Genomic DNA, 14,223 nt, shown 5'->3' with positions numbered 1-14,223 from the left:
ACTGAGCGGCATGGACAGCTTCGCGGGTCACGAAGGTGGCGTCCACGCCGTGACGCTCACCGGCGACCGAGTCCTCACCGGAGGCGAGGACCACCTCGTCCGGGAATGGGACCTGCACACCGGCGCGCTCCGACGTGAGTTCCGCGGACACACCACCCCGGTGCGCGCGCTGGCCGTGCACGGCGACACGTTGGTGACCTGCGACGAGACCGGTCACGTGTTCACCTGGTCGCTGGACTCCGGCGACGTGGTCGGGCGGAGCCGCGCCGACTCCCGGTGGGCACTCACCGCCACGGCGGCCACCGCGGGGCCGGGCCGGAGGTCCGTGATCGCCGGACTCGCCAACGGCGACGTCGCACTGCACGACGTCGACAGCGACACGACCCGACGGCTGCTGACCACGTCGGCCTGGGTACACGCCGTGGCCGTCGCCCCGGATCTCACGCGGGCCGCGGCGGCCGTGGAGAACGCGGGCGTCCACGTGATCGACCTCGTCACCGGACGCACCCGACGCCTGGCCGACGGCTCCGTCACGGCCGTGGCGTTGCGCGACGGCACCGTGCTGACGGGTGCGGCGGACGGGACGGTCACCCTCTACAACGCCGGGACCGGCGCGGAGGTCGCCCGCTTCTCCGGACACACCTTTCCCGTGTCCACAGTGGAGTTCGTCGCCGACACGCACGTGGTCGCGGCGGCCGACGACGGCACGATCACGGTCTGGGACCGCGCCCTGCCCGACGAGCCGATCGAGATGAGCGGCCACCTCGGTCGCGTCCTCCGACTCGCGGCGAGCCCGGACTGCGTGGTCAGCGTCGGAGCCGACCGCACCATGCGTGTGTGGGACCACCTGATGGGACTCCAGGTGGGCGGAACCGGCTTCGACACCTCGACGCTCCAGGGCCGGCCGGCGGCGACCCCGACGAGCGACGAGGCCAGCACCGTCGACCTGCTCGGGTTCCACCAGGACGTCGGAACGCTGGCCGAGGTGATCGCCGACCGCGCCACCGAACCGCCCCTGTGCGTGGCGTTGCTCGGCCCGTGGGGCTCCGGCAAGTCCAGCTTCCTGCGCCAGCTTCACGACCAGGTCGACCGCATGGCCGCCCTGGCGCGCGGGAACCGAGCCCGCAGCACCTTCGCCGCCAGCGTGCGGCAGGTGCGGTTCAACGCCTGGCACTACCACGACGACGAGCTGTGGGTGGGCCTGGTGGAACAGCTCTTCGCCGACCTGGCCGCCGACGTCGACGACGTCGAGCGCACGCGGGAGGAGCTGCGTGCCCGTCTTCGCGGATTGGAGAGCGTGCGGGACCACGCCGATCGCTCGCCGATGACGCGCACGCTGCGATTGCTGACGTCCGGCACCGATCCGGCGACCGCGGCCCGACGCCGACGCGCGGCGGTGGTCTCCGCGGTGGTGGGCCTGCTCGGCGTCGCGGCGGCACTCACGGGCTGGTTCTACTTCCACGACACGCTGATCACCGTGGTGGGTGCGATGGTCGCGGCCGTCACCGCACTCACCTCGGTGGCGAGCACGGTGGACTCCGTCCGCAGCGCACTGAGCCCGCTGGTGTCGAGCGTGCGCGAGACCGTCACCGCCCGCCGGGAGGAACTCGACCAGGAGATCCGGGACGTGCGCGAGCGGCTGCACCGGCTCGACGCGGCACACCGGCTGGAGCAGCTCGTCGAGGAGGTCCGCCGCGGCCGGTACGAGCGCTATCGCGGCCTGCTCGGCCGCGTCCACGACGACCTGCGCGCGCTGGACCGCAACATGCGCCAGGCGCGCCTGGAGTGGGAGGCCGCGGGCGCCCAGGGCACACCGCCGCTGGAGCGCATCGTGCTCTACATCGACGACCTGGACCGGTGCGAGCCGAAGAAGGTCGTCGACGTCCTCGCCGCCGTGCACCTACTGCTCGCGCTTCCGTTGTTCGTCGTCGTGGTGGCCGTCGACCCCCGGTGGCTGCACAAGTGCCTGGAGGAGGCTCGACTCTCCCCGGAGTACCTCGACAAGGTGTTCCAGATCGTGTTCGCGCTGCGCCCCATGGGATCGCGCACGACGACGTTGGTCGACGCACTCCTGCCTGCCGAGTCCGACCGAACACCACGTCGGACGTCGACGCCGGAGCCCGACGCTCCCCCGCCGGCCGACAACGAGGCTCGCCCGGCGACCACGGCTGCGACGCCGTCGCGGCAGCCGACGGCCGTGCGGGAGCTGCGCACCCAGCAACTCCGCCTGCGGGAGGCCGAGCGCGCGTACATCCACCGCATCGCCCCGCGCCTTCCCACTCCCCGCGCGGTGAAGAAACTGGTGAACCTCTACCGGCTCGTGAGGGTCGGAATTCGCGACGAGGAATTCGAGTCGTTTCCGTATCACGTCGTGCTCGACCTGCTGGGCATTCTCGTGTCGAACCCCACCGCCGCGCGTGAAACATTCGTTTCAATCCTGACCGCCGACGATCTCGATACTGCCGTTCCACTTGAATGGCGCGGGAATATGATCAATGATCTTCAGACCTATCGGACCTGGATCGGCACAATCGCGCGCTTCGGTTTCGACACGCACGATCTCGTGACGGCGTGAGCGCCCCGTCGATCACGAACGTTGGGGGAGGAGGTCGCCGTGACGACCGGACGCACAGTGCCGCTGCTGGTCGGCTGCCTGGTCGGCATCATCGGGGTCATCGGTTCGATGCTGGTGTTCGCCGAACGGATCGACTGGCAGAACTGCATCACCCTGAACGTCAACGTCTCCACCGAGAAGCGCGACGTCGTGAAGGAACTCGCCAAGGATTTCACGGACACCCGGCCCGTCGTGGACTACCGATGCGGCAGGGTGAAGGTCGAGGCGCTGAACTCCGGCGAGGCCGCCGAGTACTTCAGGACGAACGGCTGGCGGAACACCGAATTCTCCTACCCCGACGTGTGGCTACCGAGCACCTCGATGTGGGCAGCTCACGTCGAACACATCGTCGGTGAAGACCTCTTCGACGGCGAGGACGATTCCATCACGCAGAGCCCCCTGGTCATCGCGATGCCGAGGAACCAGGCGGAGGTCGTCACGAAGAAGTACGGCAACCTCGACTGGAGTGTTCTCGAGAAACTCTCGGCACCGGACTTCCGGTGGGCGGACCTGGGCCACCCCGAGTGGGGAAAGTTCACCATGGGCAAGGACAAGCCCACGCTGTCCTCCTCCGGACTCGCGGCCACGGTCGCAGCACACCACGCCGCTACGGGAAGCCCGGCGGAACTCACCCTCGAAGACGTCGACGACGACGCCGTGCGCACATGGCTCGGGGGACTGGAACGGTCGGTCACCCACTACTCCGACGATTCCGTGGTCTTCCTCGACAACCTGTACCGGGAAGACGAGAACAACGAGGCGCCTTACATCGAAGCCATGGTGATGCAGGAGCAGTTGGCCTACCGTTACAACACGGGTGCCTTCAGCGACGGCAGGAAAGCACCGAAGAACCCGTTCGTGGCGTTCCAGCCGTCCGACAACCCCGTCGTGCTCGACCACCCCTTCTTCGTCGTCTCCCACGGCGACGAGGACGAGCAGAACAAGCGGCAACTCGCCGCACAGTTCCGCGAGTTCCTTCTCGACGACGAGCAACAGGAACGTTTCCAGGAAGAAGGTTTCCGCGACAGCCAGGGCGTGGCCACCGAGAAGCTGGCCACCACCGTCGGAAGCGAGAGGGAACTTTCCACGCCTTCGCTCCGGACCCCGACGGGCGAGGTGATCGATCGGATCCTCGCCAACTGGAACGAGGTCCGTGTCCGTGGCAAGGTGCACTTGTTGCTCGACGTCTCGGGGTCGATGGGGTACCCGATTTCGAAAGACGATCCACGGACGAAGCTCGACGTGGTCAAGTCGGCAGTCCAGGGCGTCCTCGAGAAACTCGACGACGAAATCAAGGTCAGCGTGTGGACGATCGACCCGGAGTCCCCGATTCGTGAGCCGCTGGAACCGGCGGGCGAGGTTCGCGATGCGCTGATCGAGAAGGTGAACTCATTGGAGCCGTCCGGAGCGGAATCCACTCCGCTCTTCAGTGTGACCCGATCGGCCTACGAAGGACTTCGCGGTGATTCCGGCAAGAACGAATTCAGGGCCATCGTCCTGCTGACCGACGGAGAGAGCCAAGGGGAAAGCACCAGCGCCGAGGCGGAACTGTTCGACACGATCGCGTCGGACGCGGCCCGCGAGGACGAGGACAACGGGCGGTCGGTGCACATCTTCACCGTCGCCTACGGGGAACACGCCAAGAAGGAAGTCCTCGAAGAGCTCGCGACGACCACGAACGGACGCATGTACAAGGCCGGGCAGACCATCAACGACGGCGACGGCAACGACGGCGACATCGACAAGGTACTCCGCAGTGTCTTCAGTCATTTCTGATCGCGTCGCGATCGCGCTCTCCCTCGGTTTCGGACTCGTGGGCGGCGTCATCACGACGGTCAATCGAAGCTGGGTGCTGGGCCTGGTCGTCGGCGTGGTCATCGCCGCGGCGGTCCAGGGGTCGATCGTGGCCACGGCCGCGCTGCTCGCGCGGGACACCGGCGCTCCGGCACCGATGACCCGGCGTAGGACCGCCGTCGCCCAGGCCGAGGAGTTCGTCACCCGGTGCCGGCAAGCCCTCGCCGACCTCCCCGGGCACGACCCCGGCGTGCGGGCCACGGCGTCGCTTCTCCAGGACCTGGTGGCGAGCGCCTCCGGGTCGGTCCACGAACACGAGGTCACCACGTTGATCCTCGAAGACCTCAACTCCGCGACTCAGCAGGTGGAGCGCCTCGACCCCGAGTCGGCCCCGGCGGACGTCGAACGGCGGCTGCGGTTGATCAAGCAGAGTCTGCAGAAGACCAGCGACATCGCGCAGAACCTGCTCGGACACAGCCACTCCGGTAGCTGACCCGCACGCAGCTCACATCGGGACGTCGTCGCGCGTCGAGGTGGTCGCCCGGAACCGTGTCGCCCTGGTGAGTGACGCAGACGTCCCAGCTCTCCCAGTGTGGCTTTCTGTTCGAATCAACACCGTGACAACCAGCCATCGGTCATGGCGCGCACCCAGGATCGTCGCCATGACCAGCACGACCGCGACGGAGAGGCCCACGAACGGTGGATCACGTCGCTCGATAGGCTTGGGAAAATGTGTGATCCTGTGGCCCAGGAACGCACCGTGTCCGCGTCGCGCGACCCGCGGCGCCGAAGCAGGGCGGGAAGGACGGTCCCATGCTGGCGAGCCAGCGCCGAGCGCGCATTCTGGAGGAGCTTCGCCGTTCCGGCGCGGTCAGAGTCAGCGCGCTGGTCGAACGGCTCGGCGTGTCCGACATGACCGTGCGCCGCGACCTCGAAGTGTTGGCCCAGGAAGGACAACTCCAGAAGGTCCACGGCGGTGCCGTCCTCCCCGGTGCGCGCAGCACCGAGGAACCGGGGTTCGCCGCCAAGTCGAGCCGGGAGAACGCCGAGAAACTCGCGATCGCCCGTGAGGCCGTGCGCCTGGTCGAACCGGGCATGGCGGTGGGCGTCTCCGCCGGCACGACGACGTGGACGTTCGCCCGCCTCCTGCGCGACCTGCCCGACCTGACGGTGGTCACCAACTCGGTGCAGGTCGCCGACGTCTTCTCCCGCCGTCCCCGCACCGACCAGACGGTGGTGCTCACGGGCGGCATCCGCACGCCGTCGGAGGCGTTGGTCGGCCCGTTCGCCGTGGCCGCGATCCGGTCGGTGAACCTCGACATCATGTTCATGGGCGTGCACGGCATGGACGTCCGCAGCGGCTACACGACCCCGAACCTCATGGAAGCCGAGACCGACCGCGCCTTCGTGGAGGTCTCGCGGCGGTTCGTGGTGCTGGCCGACCACACCAAGTACGGCGTGCTGGGCATCAGCACCATCGCCGACGTCGACGCCGCCGACGTGTTGATCACCGACTCCGGCCTCGCCGACGACCACCAGCAGGCGCTCCGCGAACGGGTCGGGGAACTCGTGGTGGCGGACGCCACGACCACAGCCGACTCGGGAAGCGAGACCGGAGCATGACCCACGCACGACTCCTGCACGCCACGACCCCGGCCTCCGCCTCGCGCGTGACGGCCGCGTTCGAGGACGCCTTCGGTGGCCGCCCCGAGGGCGTGTGGGCCGCGCCCGGCCGGGTCAACGTCATCGGGGAACACACCGACTACAACGACGGGTTCGTGCTGCCGATGGCGCTGCCACACGGCGTGCGCGCCGCCGTGGCCCGCACCTCCGCCGACCACGTGCGCGTCGTCTCGCTCCAGGCGCCCGACGAGCCGGTCACGTTCCCGGTCGACGTCCGGCCGGGCGACGTCACGGGCTGGGCCGCCTACGTCGCCGGTGTCGTGTGGAGTGTGCGGGACGCGGGACACGAACTCGGCGGCCTCGACGTGGTGGTGGACGGCGACGTGCCCGCCGGTGCGGGACTGTCCTCGTCGGCGGCGCTGGAGTGTTCCGTGGCGTGCGCGATCGACGAGCTGTTCGGGCTCGGCATCGACCGTGCGGACCTCGCTCGACTGGCGCAGCGGGCGGAGAACGACTTCGTCGGCATGCCGTGTGGCGTGATGGACCAGATGGCCTCCGTCCGGTGCGAGGAAGGTCGGCTGCTCTTCCTGGACACCCGGTCGTCGGAGGTGGACCAGGTGCCCTTCGACCCGGCGAGCCACGGTCGGACGCTGCTCGTCGTCGACACCCACGCACCTCACCGGCTCGTGGACGGCGAGTACGCGCGACGGCGAGCGGCGTGCGAGGAGGCCGCCCGCACGCTCGGTGTCGCCGCGTTGCGCGACCTCACGGTCGACGATCTGCCCACCGTGTCACCACGGTTGAGCGACGAGCACCGACGGCGGGTGCGACACGTGGTCACCGAGAACGACCGGGTGCGCGAGACGGTGCGGACGCTGCGACGCGGCGACCTCGACGGCATCGGGCCCCTGCTCACGGCCTCGCACGCGTCGCTGCGCGACGACTACGAGGTCACGGTGGGCGAACTCGACACCGCGGTGGAGGCGGCGTTGGCCGCCGGGGCGTTGGGCGCGCGCATGACGGGCGGCGGCTTCGGCGGGTGTGTCATCGCGCTGGTGGCCACCGAGCGCGCCGAGGCGGTCTTCGACGAGGTCCGCTCCGCGTTCGCCACCGCGGGCTACCCGGAACCGACGGCCTTCACGGCCGTCCCCGCCGCGGGTGCCCGCCGGGTGCAGTGAACGGTGCAGTGAACTCCGCGTCACCGCTCGACCGTCGGGTCTCCGTCTTTCCGTCCACGTTGGACGTGGCGTAGTCGCTCCAGACACTCGGAGGACCAGCCCGCGAGCGTGGCCAGCTTCAGCTCGCACTCGAAGCAAGTGGGGTCGAACCAGAGCCCGGTCACCATGTCGCGCGCGGTGGCCGTCACCGTGCGCCCGCACAGCGTCTCGAAAGGGCTGTCGATCCGGATCGGATACCAGGCTGCCGTGTCGTAGACGTGCCGGAACTTCTCCGCTTGTTGCCAGAGATACGGTTGCATGCCACCACCCCCAGACTGGTCATGACATCTGCACCACGTGCACCGTGGCAGAGGGGCGCGTCCAGGTCAAGACGTACCCTGGTCAGGACGACCGGACCTGTGGAGAATCGATCGAATGGTGGACAAGACCAGCGGCGTTCCCCTGCACCGGCAAGTCGCGGCCGACCTGCGGAAACGCATCACGGGAGGCGAGTTCGTCCCTGGCGACAGATTGCCGAGCGAACGCGAGCTGACCGAGGTCTACGGCGTTTCACGGCTCACCGTGCGCGAGGCCGTCGGTCTCCTCCGCGCCGAAGGAGTGCTCGTCGCCGAACACGGCCGTGGCGTCTTCGTCCGCCCGCGCGGCACGATCCAACGGCTGGCCCGCTCGCGGCTGTCGCGTGCCGCGCGAGCCGCCGACAAGGGTGCCTTCCTCGCCGATGCCGAGGCAGGAGGGTTCACGCCCTCGTCCACGGTGCAGGTGCGCTTCGAGGCCGCCGACGAACGCATCGCGCGTCACCTGCGCATCCAGCCCGGCGACGAGGTCACCGTTCGGGACCGGGTGATGCGGGCGGACGGCGTGGTCGTCCAGCTCGCCGTGTCCCGGCTTCCTCGTGTGTTCACCCGGGGAACGGCCATCGAGGACGTCGACACCGGGCCGGGCGGCACGTACGCGCGCCTGGAGGAATCCGGGCACGTCATCGGCCGGTACGCCGAACACGTCGGCGCGCGAATGCCGACCCCGGACGAGGTGTCCGCGCTACAGCTCGCCGAGGGCACACCCGTCGTCGTGGTGACCCGGGTGGCGTACCGGGAGGACGGCCTGCCACTGGAGACGAACGACATGGTGTTGCCCGCCGACCGCTACGAACTGAGCTACGAGTGGGAGGCCGAGTAGGTCACGAGCCGGTGCGGGGCGAGTGGTCCTCACCCCGCACCGGGGGAATCAGCGGCGCGCCAGTTCGGCGATCTCCTCGGGCGAGAGCGCTCGGTCGAAGATCCTGACCTCGTCGACGTCGCCGCGCAGGTGGTCGACCTCCTGACCGCCGTACTGGGCCCGACCGATCACCGTGTTGCCCTCACCGGCGTCGGCCAGGCACGCGCTCTTGGTCTGCGCGTGTTCACCGTCCACGTACAGCGACAGGGTCCCCGCCTTGACGTCCCGAACGCCCACCAAGTGGTACCAGCGGCCGGGTTCGGGCTTCTCCGGTGAGAGCGTGCGCAGGCCGACGTCACTCATCGCCCACCGCTGGTCCTGGCCGGAGTACTGGAGGAAGAAGGCACTGTGGGTGCCGGTGTCCTGGCTCACCACGGTCTGGAAGTCCTGGCCCGCCTCGTCGAGGCGCACCCATGCCGACACGGAGTAGCTGCCGCGCGGATTCGCCAGGGCGGCACCGGTGTCCGCCTCGCCCGCGCCGTCGAACGACACGGCCGTGCCGCGGACGCCGTCCGTCCACTCCGCACCGGTGAGGGTGGCGTCGGCGCCGCCCACCGGGTCCGCGGCGACGTCTCCGCTGCCCTCGTCGAACGGATAGGCATGCACGCCGTCGAGTCCGGGAGTTCCCGGACCGGGATCGACTCCCCCGCCGGAGCCGTCGGCCTGCTCGATGATCTCCTCGTTGATCTCGCGGACCGCCTCGAAGTCCATCTTCTCGACCTGCCGGTCGTAGGTGAAGAAGCCGTTGACCTCGTGTTCGACGTCCGTCACCTGCGTGTAGATGGCGCCGCTGATGGCGCACGACCGCGCGGCCTGGAGCACGGCGCGCTGGTTCTCGACGTAGGCAGCGGTGAGGCTCTCCGAGTCGGGCACCATCTCGTAGGCGTGGCCCTCGCCGAACCACATGTGGCCCTCGACCTCCAGGCCGTAGCCGCCGTGTTCACCGTCGATCGCCACGCGCTGCCCGTCGGGTGTCGGCGTGGCCGGTCCGACATAGGCATGCCAGTCGATGACGTGTCCCTTGCCCGAGTCGCCGAGCGAGTCACAGCAGTTCACACCGCTGTGGGCGTTCACCAGTCGAGTCGGGTCCTGCTCGGCGACCTCCTCGGCGATCCGGCCGGTGTCCTCCCGTGACCACTCGCCCCAACCCTCGTTGAACGGGACCCACCCGATGACGGAGGTCCAGTTCTTCTTCTGCTCCACGAGTTCGTGCAGTTCGGCCTCGAACTGTGCCGCGGCGTCGGCGGGTGGTCTGCCTCCGGTGCGCATCGACGGCATGTCCTGCCACACGAGCAGTCCCAACCGGTCGGCGTGGTAGTACCAGCGGTCGGGCTCGGTCTTGATGTGCTTGCGCACCGTGTTGAACCCCAGTCGCTTGTGCGCTTCGAGGTCGAAGCGCAACGCCTCGTCGGTGGGTGCCGTGTAGATGCCGTCGGGCCAGTACCCCTGGTCCAGAGTGGACATCAGGAAGAGCACCTCGCCGTTGAGCGTGATGCGCAGCCTGCCGTCCTCGCCTTCGGCCGTGCCGATCTCGCGCATCCCGAAGTACGACGACACGCGGTCGAGCGGGCGGCCGTGCCCGCCGCGGTCGCGCAGCACCACGTCGAGGTCGTAGAGGAACGGGGTGTCCGGCGACCAGAGTTTCGCCCCCGGCACGGGCACCGACAGCGGCTCGTCCACCGCACCCCGCATGCGGCTGACCACCCGACGACCGTCCCGCACCACGACGTCGGCCACCACGTCGTCGGCCGTGCCCGCGGTGTTGACCGTCAGCTCCAGAGTGGACTCGTCGACGTCGGGCACCAGGTCGAGCGTGGTGACGTGGGTGGCGGGCACCGGCTCCAGCCACACGGTCTGCCAGATGCCGGAGGCGGCCTCGTAGAAGATGCCGCGGTCGGGCACGGCCCGCTGTTTGCCCACCGGCTGCCAGGTGGCGTCGGTGCGGTCGGTGACGCCCACGACGAGCTCCTGTTCGCCTCGGGGCTTCAGCGCGTCGGTGACGTCGGCGGAGAAGGCTCCGTAGCCGCCGGTGTGCGTGGCGACCTGGTGACCGTTGACGTACACCGTCGCCTCGTAGTCGACGGCCCCGAAGTGCAGGACGAGCCGGTTGTCCCCGCCGATCCGCCACTTCGCCGGAACGTCGAACGTGCGGCGGTACCACATGTGGTCCTCGTGCCGCTGGATGCCGGAGAGCGCGGACTCCGTCGGGTACGGCACCAGGATGCGCTCCGGCAGTGTCGTCCCGAACGGCGGGCGTTCGCCTTCGGTGGCACCGGCGAACTCCCAGACGCCGTTGAGGTTGCGCCATTCGTCGCGCACGAGCTGGGGCCTCGGGTACTCCGGCAGCGCGTTGTCGGGCGACACGTCGTGGGTCCACGGCGTCGTAAGCCTGGGTTCGCCCAGCGCCCAGTCGTCGGCGGGTTCCGCCGTGGCCGTCAGACCGAGCGAGCCGGTGAGGAGCAGGACGGACAACGCGGCGAGCACGGTTCGCGACCGGCGGCCACGGGATCGAGTCGGTGGTGCGGGTGGCAGCATCGAACACCCTCCTCGCAGGGGAGCGCGTCGACCTCGGTGCCGACGCGAGCGCCGGTCCACGGATGATCTCCGGCAGTGAAGCATTTCACACAGAGGTCACCGAGGTGTCAACATGTGCACCCAAGACCGACCAGTTTCCAACAGTTCCGGCGGCCACAGCACCGTCATTCACCGAACACCCTCCGTGGGGCCGCCCACCAACGGTCGGGTGATGGCCACACGGACGGCGTAATGCAGCCCATACCCGCTGGTGACAACCCACGCTTGTTGGTTTCTGTTGCTTCGTGGTTGAATCCCCCTTATCGGCGGTTCGAGTGGAGTTCTTCGAGAGGATGCGAGAGCCGGTGAAAAGGACGCGCACGACGCTGGCCGACGGTCGCGAACTGTTCTATTTCGCCACCGACGGCGAGACGGTGTCCGCACCGCCGGACCCGCGTGAACTGCCCCCGGTCAGCACGGCCTCCCAGCTTCGGTGGGACCCGCTGCTGGGCGAGTGGGTGATGATGGCGTCGCATCGGCAGAACCGCACGTTCATGCCCGCCCGCGACGACTGCCCGCTGTGCCCGTCGGGCGAGGGCAGGCAGACCGAGATCCCCGCGTCCGAGTACACCGTCGCGATCTTCGAGAACCGCTTCCCCAGCCTGTCCACCGGCGCCCGGCTCGACGACGTGGACGTGCGGCACCCGCTCGTCGACGTGCGTCCCGGTGTCGGCCGCTGCGAGGTGGTCTGCTTCACCAGCGACCACAACGCCCGCTTCGCCGACCTCTCCCCCGCCCAGGCACGCCTGGTGGTCGACGCCTGGGCGGACCGCACCACCGAGCTGTCGGCGCTCGACGGGGTCGATCAGGTGTTCTGCTTCGAAAGCCGTGGCCGCGAGATCGGCGTCACGCTCTCCCACCCGCACGGCCAGATCTACGCCTATCCGTTCGTCACTCCGCGGACCCGGCGCATGCTCGACGTCGCCCGCGACCACCGCGCCCGCACCGGTCGCGACCTGCACGCCGACATCGTCGCGGCCGAGCGTGACGCGGGGCTGCGAGTCCTCGCGGAGACGAAACACTGGGTGGCGTTCGTGCCCGCCGCTGCGCGGTGGCCGGTGGAGGTGCACCTCTACCCGCTGCGCAAGGTCCGCACCATCCCCGACCTCGACGCCGCCGAACGCGACGACTTCGCGACGCTCTATCTCGACGTGTTGCGGCGGTTCGACCGTCTCTACGACGCCCCGCTGCCCTACATCTCCGCATGGCACCAGGCGCCCGCCAGTGACGACGAGGATCTGAGCTGGCTGCACCTGCAGTTGTTCTCGGTGCGCCGCTCGGCGGACAAGCTGAAGTATCTGGCGGGCTCGGAGTCGGGAATGAACGCCTTCATCACCGACGTGCTGCCCGAAGACGTCGCACGCCGACTGCGGGAGGTGTGACTCGACGCCCCGACCGACATCTGCTTTCCGGCCGGACTCGCGACGCGCGGGTCCGGCCGACGACACGGGAGTCACGACACTCCCCGGCACTCGACAGTTCAAGCGTGTCTCTTCCTGACCCCGGAGGTGGGCCGTGCACGTCCTCGCTGAGGCGGACCTACGGCTTGATGCAACCGCGATCGACTACGTGTTGCTCGCGTTCTACTTCTCACTGGTGCTCGGCATCGGCTACCTGGCCCGCAGGCAGGTGTCGACGAGTCTCGACTTCTTCCTGTCCGGCCGATCGCTGCCCGCCTGGGTGACCGGTCTGGCGTTCGTGGCCGCCAACCTCGGTGCGATCGAGGTCATGGGCATGTCGGCCAACGGCGCCCAGTACGGCATGCCGACCGCGCACTACTTCTGGATCGGCGCGGTCCCCGCCATGCTGTTCCTCGGCATCGTGATGATGCCGTTCTACTACGGCTCGAAGGTCCGCAGCGTTCCCGAGTTCATGCTGCGCCGCTTCGGCAAGCCCGCCCACCTCGTCAACGGCATCAGCTTCGCGCTGGCGCAGATCCTCATCGCGGGCGCGAACCTGTACCTGCTCGCGCTCGTGGTCAACCTGCTGCTCGGCTGGCCGATCTGGGTGTCGGTGATCCTCGCCGCGGTGATCGTCCTCGCGTACACCGCGCTCGGCGGTCTGTCCGCCGCCATCTACAACGAGGTGCTCCAGTTCTTCGTCATCGTGGCCGCGTTGCTGCCGTTGACGATCGTCGGTCTCGCCAAGGTCGGCGGCTGGCAAGGACTGGTCGACAAGGTGTCGGCGGGGCCCGGTGGTCCGGAACAGCTCGACTCCTGGCCCGGCAACCAGCTCACCGGCTTCGGCAGCAACTTCCTGTCGGTGCTCGGCATCGTGTTCGGTCTGGGTTTCGTGCTGTCGTTCGGTTACTGGACGACGAACTTCGTCGAGGTGCAGCGCGCCATGGCGTCGAAGAGCATGTCGGCGGCCCGCCGGACCCCGATCATCGGTGCGATCCCGAAGATGCTCGTGCCGTTCATCGTGATCATCCCGGGCATGGTCGCCGGCGTCACGGTGACGGAGTTGGCGGGCGACAACAAGGCCGCGCTGCTCGCCGGCGAGGCCGCACCGAGCGGCGCGACGTTCAACGACGCGCTGTTGCTGCTGATGCGCGACCTGCTGCCCAACGGCATGCTCGGTATCGCGATCGCCGGTCTGCTGGCGTCGTTCATGGCCGGGATGGCGGCGAACCTCAGCTCGTTCAACACGGTCTTCACCTACGACATCTGGCAGTCCTACGTCGTCAAGGACCGCTCCGACGGCTACTACCTGCGGGCGGGCCGCGTCGTGACGGTCTTCGCCACGGTGCTGGCCATCGGCACGGCGTTCATCGCCGCCTCCTACGCCAACCTGATGGACTACCTGCAGCAGTTGTTCTCGTTCTTCAACGCGCCGCTGTTCGCCACGTTCATCCTCGGCATGTTCTGGAAGCGCATGACGCCCACGGCCGGGTGGACCGGTCTGGTCAGCGGTACCGCAGCGGCCGTCGGGGTGTTCCTGCTGGCCGAGACGGGCGTGTGGGACCTGCCCGGTCAAGGTGCGTCGTTCGTCGGTGCCGGCGCCGCCTTCGTGGTCGACATCGTGGTGAGCGTGGCCGTCACGTACGCCACGCAGCCGAAGCCGGAGGCCCAGCTCGTCGGGCTGGTCTACTCGCTCACGCCGAAGGAGAATCTGAAGCACTCCACCACCGGTGAGGACGCGGGTTGGTACCGCCGCCCCGGCCTGCTGGCGGGCATCGTGCTGGCCGTCACCATCCTGTTCAACATCATCTTCTAGGAGGCGGAA

General features: G+C 68.8%; 10 protein-coding genes. 8 read left to right on the top strand and 2 right to left on the bottom strand.

What is annotated here, in order from left to right; all coding sequences use genetic code 11:
* Positions 1-10 precede the first annotated feature (10 nt).
* The 5 genes from JAV51_RS13930 (at position 11) to galK (ending at position 7,209) form a co-directional block, all read left to right on the top strand.
* Positions 11-2,575: a P-loop NTPase fold protein gene (locus tag JAV51_RS13930; RefSeq protein WP_197321138.1), complete on the top strand. Its 2,565-nt coding sequence runs from the start codon at positions 11-13 to the stop codon at positions 2,573-2,575.
* A gap of 39 nt (positions 2,576-2,614) precedes the next feature.
* Positions 2,615-4,390 carry a VWA domain-containing protein gene (locus JAV51_RS13925; RefSeq protein ID WP_197321137.1) on the top strand — a complete coding sequence of 592 codons (1,776 nt, stop codon included), beginning with the start codon at positions 2,615-2,617 and terminating at the stop codon, positions 4,388-4,390.
* On the top strand, positions 4,371-4,901 hold the full coding sequence (locus JAV51_RS13920; RefSeq protein ID WP_197321136.1) for a hypothetical protein: 531 nt from the start codon (positions 4,371-4,373) through the stop codon (positions 4,899-4,901). The genes JAV51_RS13925 and JAV51_RS13920 overlap by 20 nt, the downstream gene beginning before the upstream one ends.
* A gap of 320 nt (positions 4,902-5,221) precedes the next feature.
* Positions 5,222-6,031: a DeoR/GlpR family DNA-binding transcription regulator gene (locus JAV51_RS13915; protein WP_197321135.1), complete on the top strand. Its 810-nt coding sequence runs from the start codon at positions 5,222-5,224 to the stop codon at positions 6,029-6,031.
* The gene (galK, locus tag JAV51_RS13910; RefSeq protein ID WP_197321134.1) at positions 6,028-7,209 is read left to right on the top strand and encodes a galactokinase; all 1,182 of its coding nucleotides are present in this window, start codon (positions 6,028-6,030) and stop codon (positions 7,207-7,209) included. The genes JAV51_RS13915 and galK overlap by 4 nt, the downstream gene beginning before the upstream one ends.
* 20 nt (positions 7,210-7,229) lie before the next feature.
* Here galK and JAV51_RS13905 read toward each other — a convergent pair whose 3' ends face one another.
* Complete coding sequence (locus tag JAV51_RS13905) at positions 7,230-7,508, bottom strand: zinc finger protein (protein WP_197321133.1); 279 nt, start codon at positions 7,506-7,508, stop codon at positions 7,230-7,232.
* Positions 7,509-7,623: 115 nt separating this feature from the next.
* Here JAV51_RS13905 and JAV51_RS13900 point away from each other — a divergent pair, with 115 nt between their 5' ends.
* On the top strand, positions 7,624-8,385 hold the full coding sequence (locus tag JAV51_RS13900; RefSeq protein WP_197321132.1) for a GntR family transcriptional regulator: 762 nt from the start codon (positions 7,624-7,626) through the stop codon (positions 8,383-8,385).
* A 48-nt stretch (positions 8,386-8,433) separates the two neighbouring features.
* On the opposite strand, the gene JAV51_RS13895 is transcribed toward JAV51_RS13900, so the two are convergent.
* The gene (locus JAV51_RS13895; RefSeq protein WP_197321131.1) at positions 8,434-10,959 is read right to left on the bottom strand and encodes a LamG-like jellyroll fold domain-containing protein; all 2,526 of its coding nucleotides are present in this window, start codon (positions 10,957-10,959) and stop codon (positions 8,434-8,436) included.
* 344 nt (positions 10,960-11,303) lie between these two features.
* Between JAV51_RS13895 and galT the strand changes: the two genes are divergently transcribed.
* Both galT and JAV51_RS13885 read left to right on the top strand, forming a co-directional pair.
* Complete coding sequence (galT, locus tag JAV51_RS13890; RefSeq protein WP_197321130.1) at positions 11,304-12,380, top strand: galactose-1-phosphate uridylyltransferase; 1,077 nt, start codon at positions 11,304-11,306, stop codon at positions 12,378-12,380.
* Positions 12,381-12,513: 133 nt separating this feature from the next.
* A complete protein-coding gene (locus JAV51_RS13885; protein ID WP_197321129.1) occupies positions 12,514-14,214 on the top strand; it encodes a sodium:solute symporter family protein in 1,701 nt (566 codons plus the stop codon).
* Positions 14,215-14,223 lie beyond the last annotated feature (9 nt).

Source organism: Saccharomonospora sp. NB11 (assembly GCF_015910535.1).
GTDB lineage: Bacteria > Actinomycetota > Actinomycetes > Mycobacteriales > Pseudonocardiaceae > Saccharomonospora.
The sequence above is the reverse complement of the archived record's forward strand: the minus strand, read 5'-3'. Positions and strand labels throughout refer to the sequence as shown.

Excerpts from the sequence above, each read along its gene's own strand:
- JAV51_RS13930 (WP_197321138.1), top strand. The coding sequence starts at position 11 with ATGGACAGCTTCGCGGGTCACGAAGGTGGCGTCCACGCCGTGACGCTC.
- JAV51_RS13915 (WP_197321135.1), top strand. The coding sequence starts at position 5,222 with ATGCTGGCGAGCCAGCGCCGAGCGCGCATTCTGGAGGAGCTTCGCCGT.
- galK (WP_197321134.1), top strand. The coding sequence starts at position 6,028 with ATGACCCACGCACGACTCCTGCACGCCACGACCCCGGCCTCCGCCTCG.
- JAV51_RS13905 (WP_197321133.1), bottom strand. The coding sequence starts at position 7,508 with ATGCAACCGTATCTCTGGCAACAAGCGGAGAAGTTCCGGCACGTCTAC.
- JAV51_RS13900 (WP_197321132.1), top strand. The coding sequence starts at position 7,624 with ATGGTGGACAAGACCAGCGGCGTTCCCCTGCACCGGCAAGTCGCGGCC.
- JAV51_RS13895 (WP_197321131.1), bottom strand. The coding sequence starts at position 10,959 with ATGCTGCCACCCGCACCACCGACTCGATCCCGTGGCCGCCGGTCGCGA.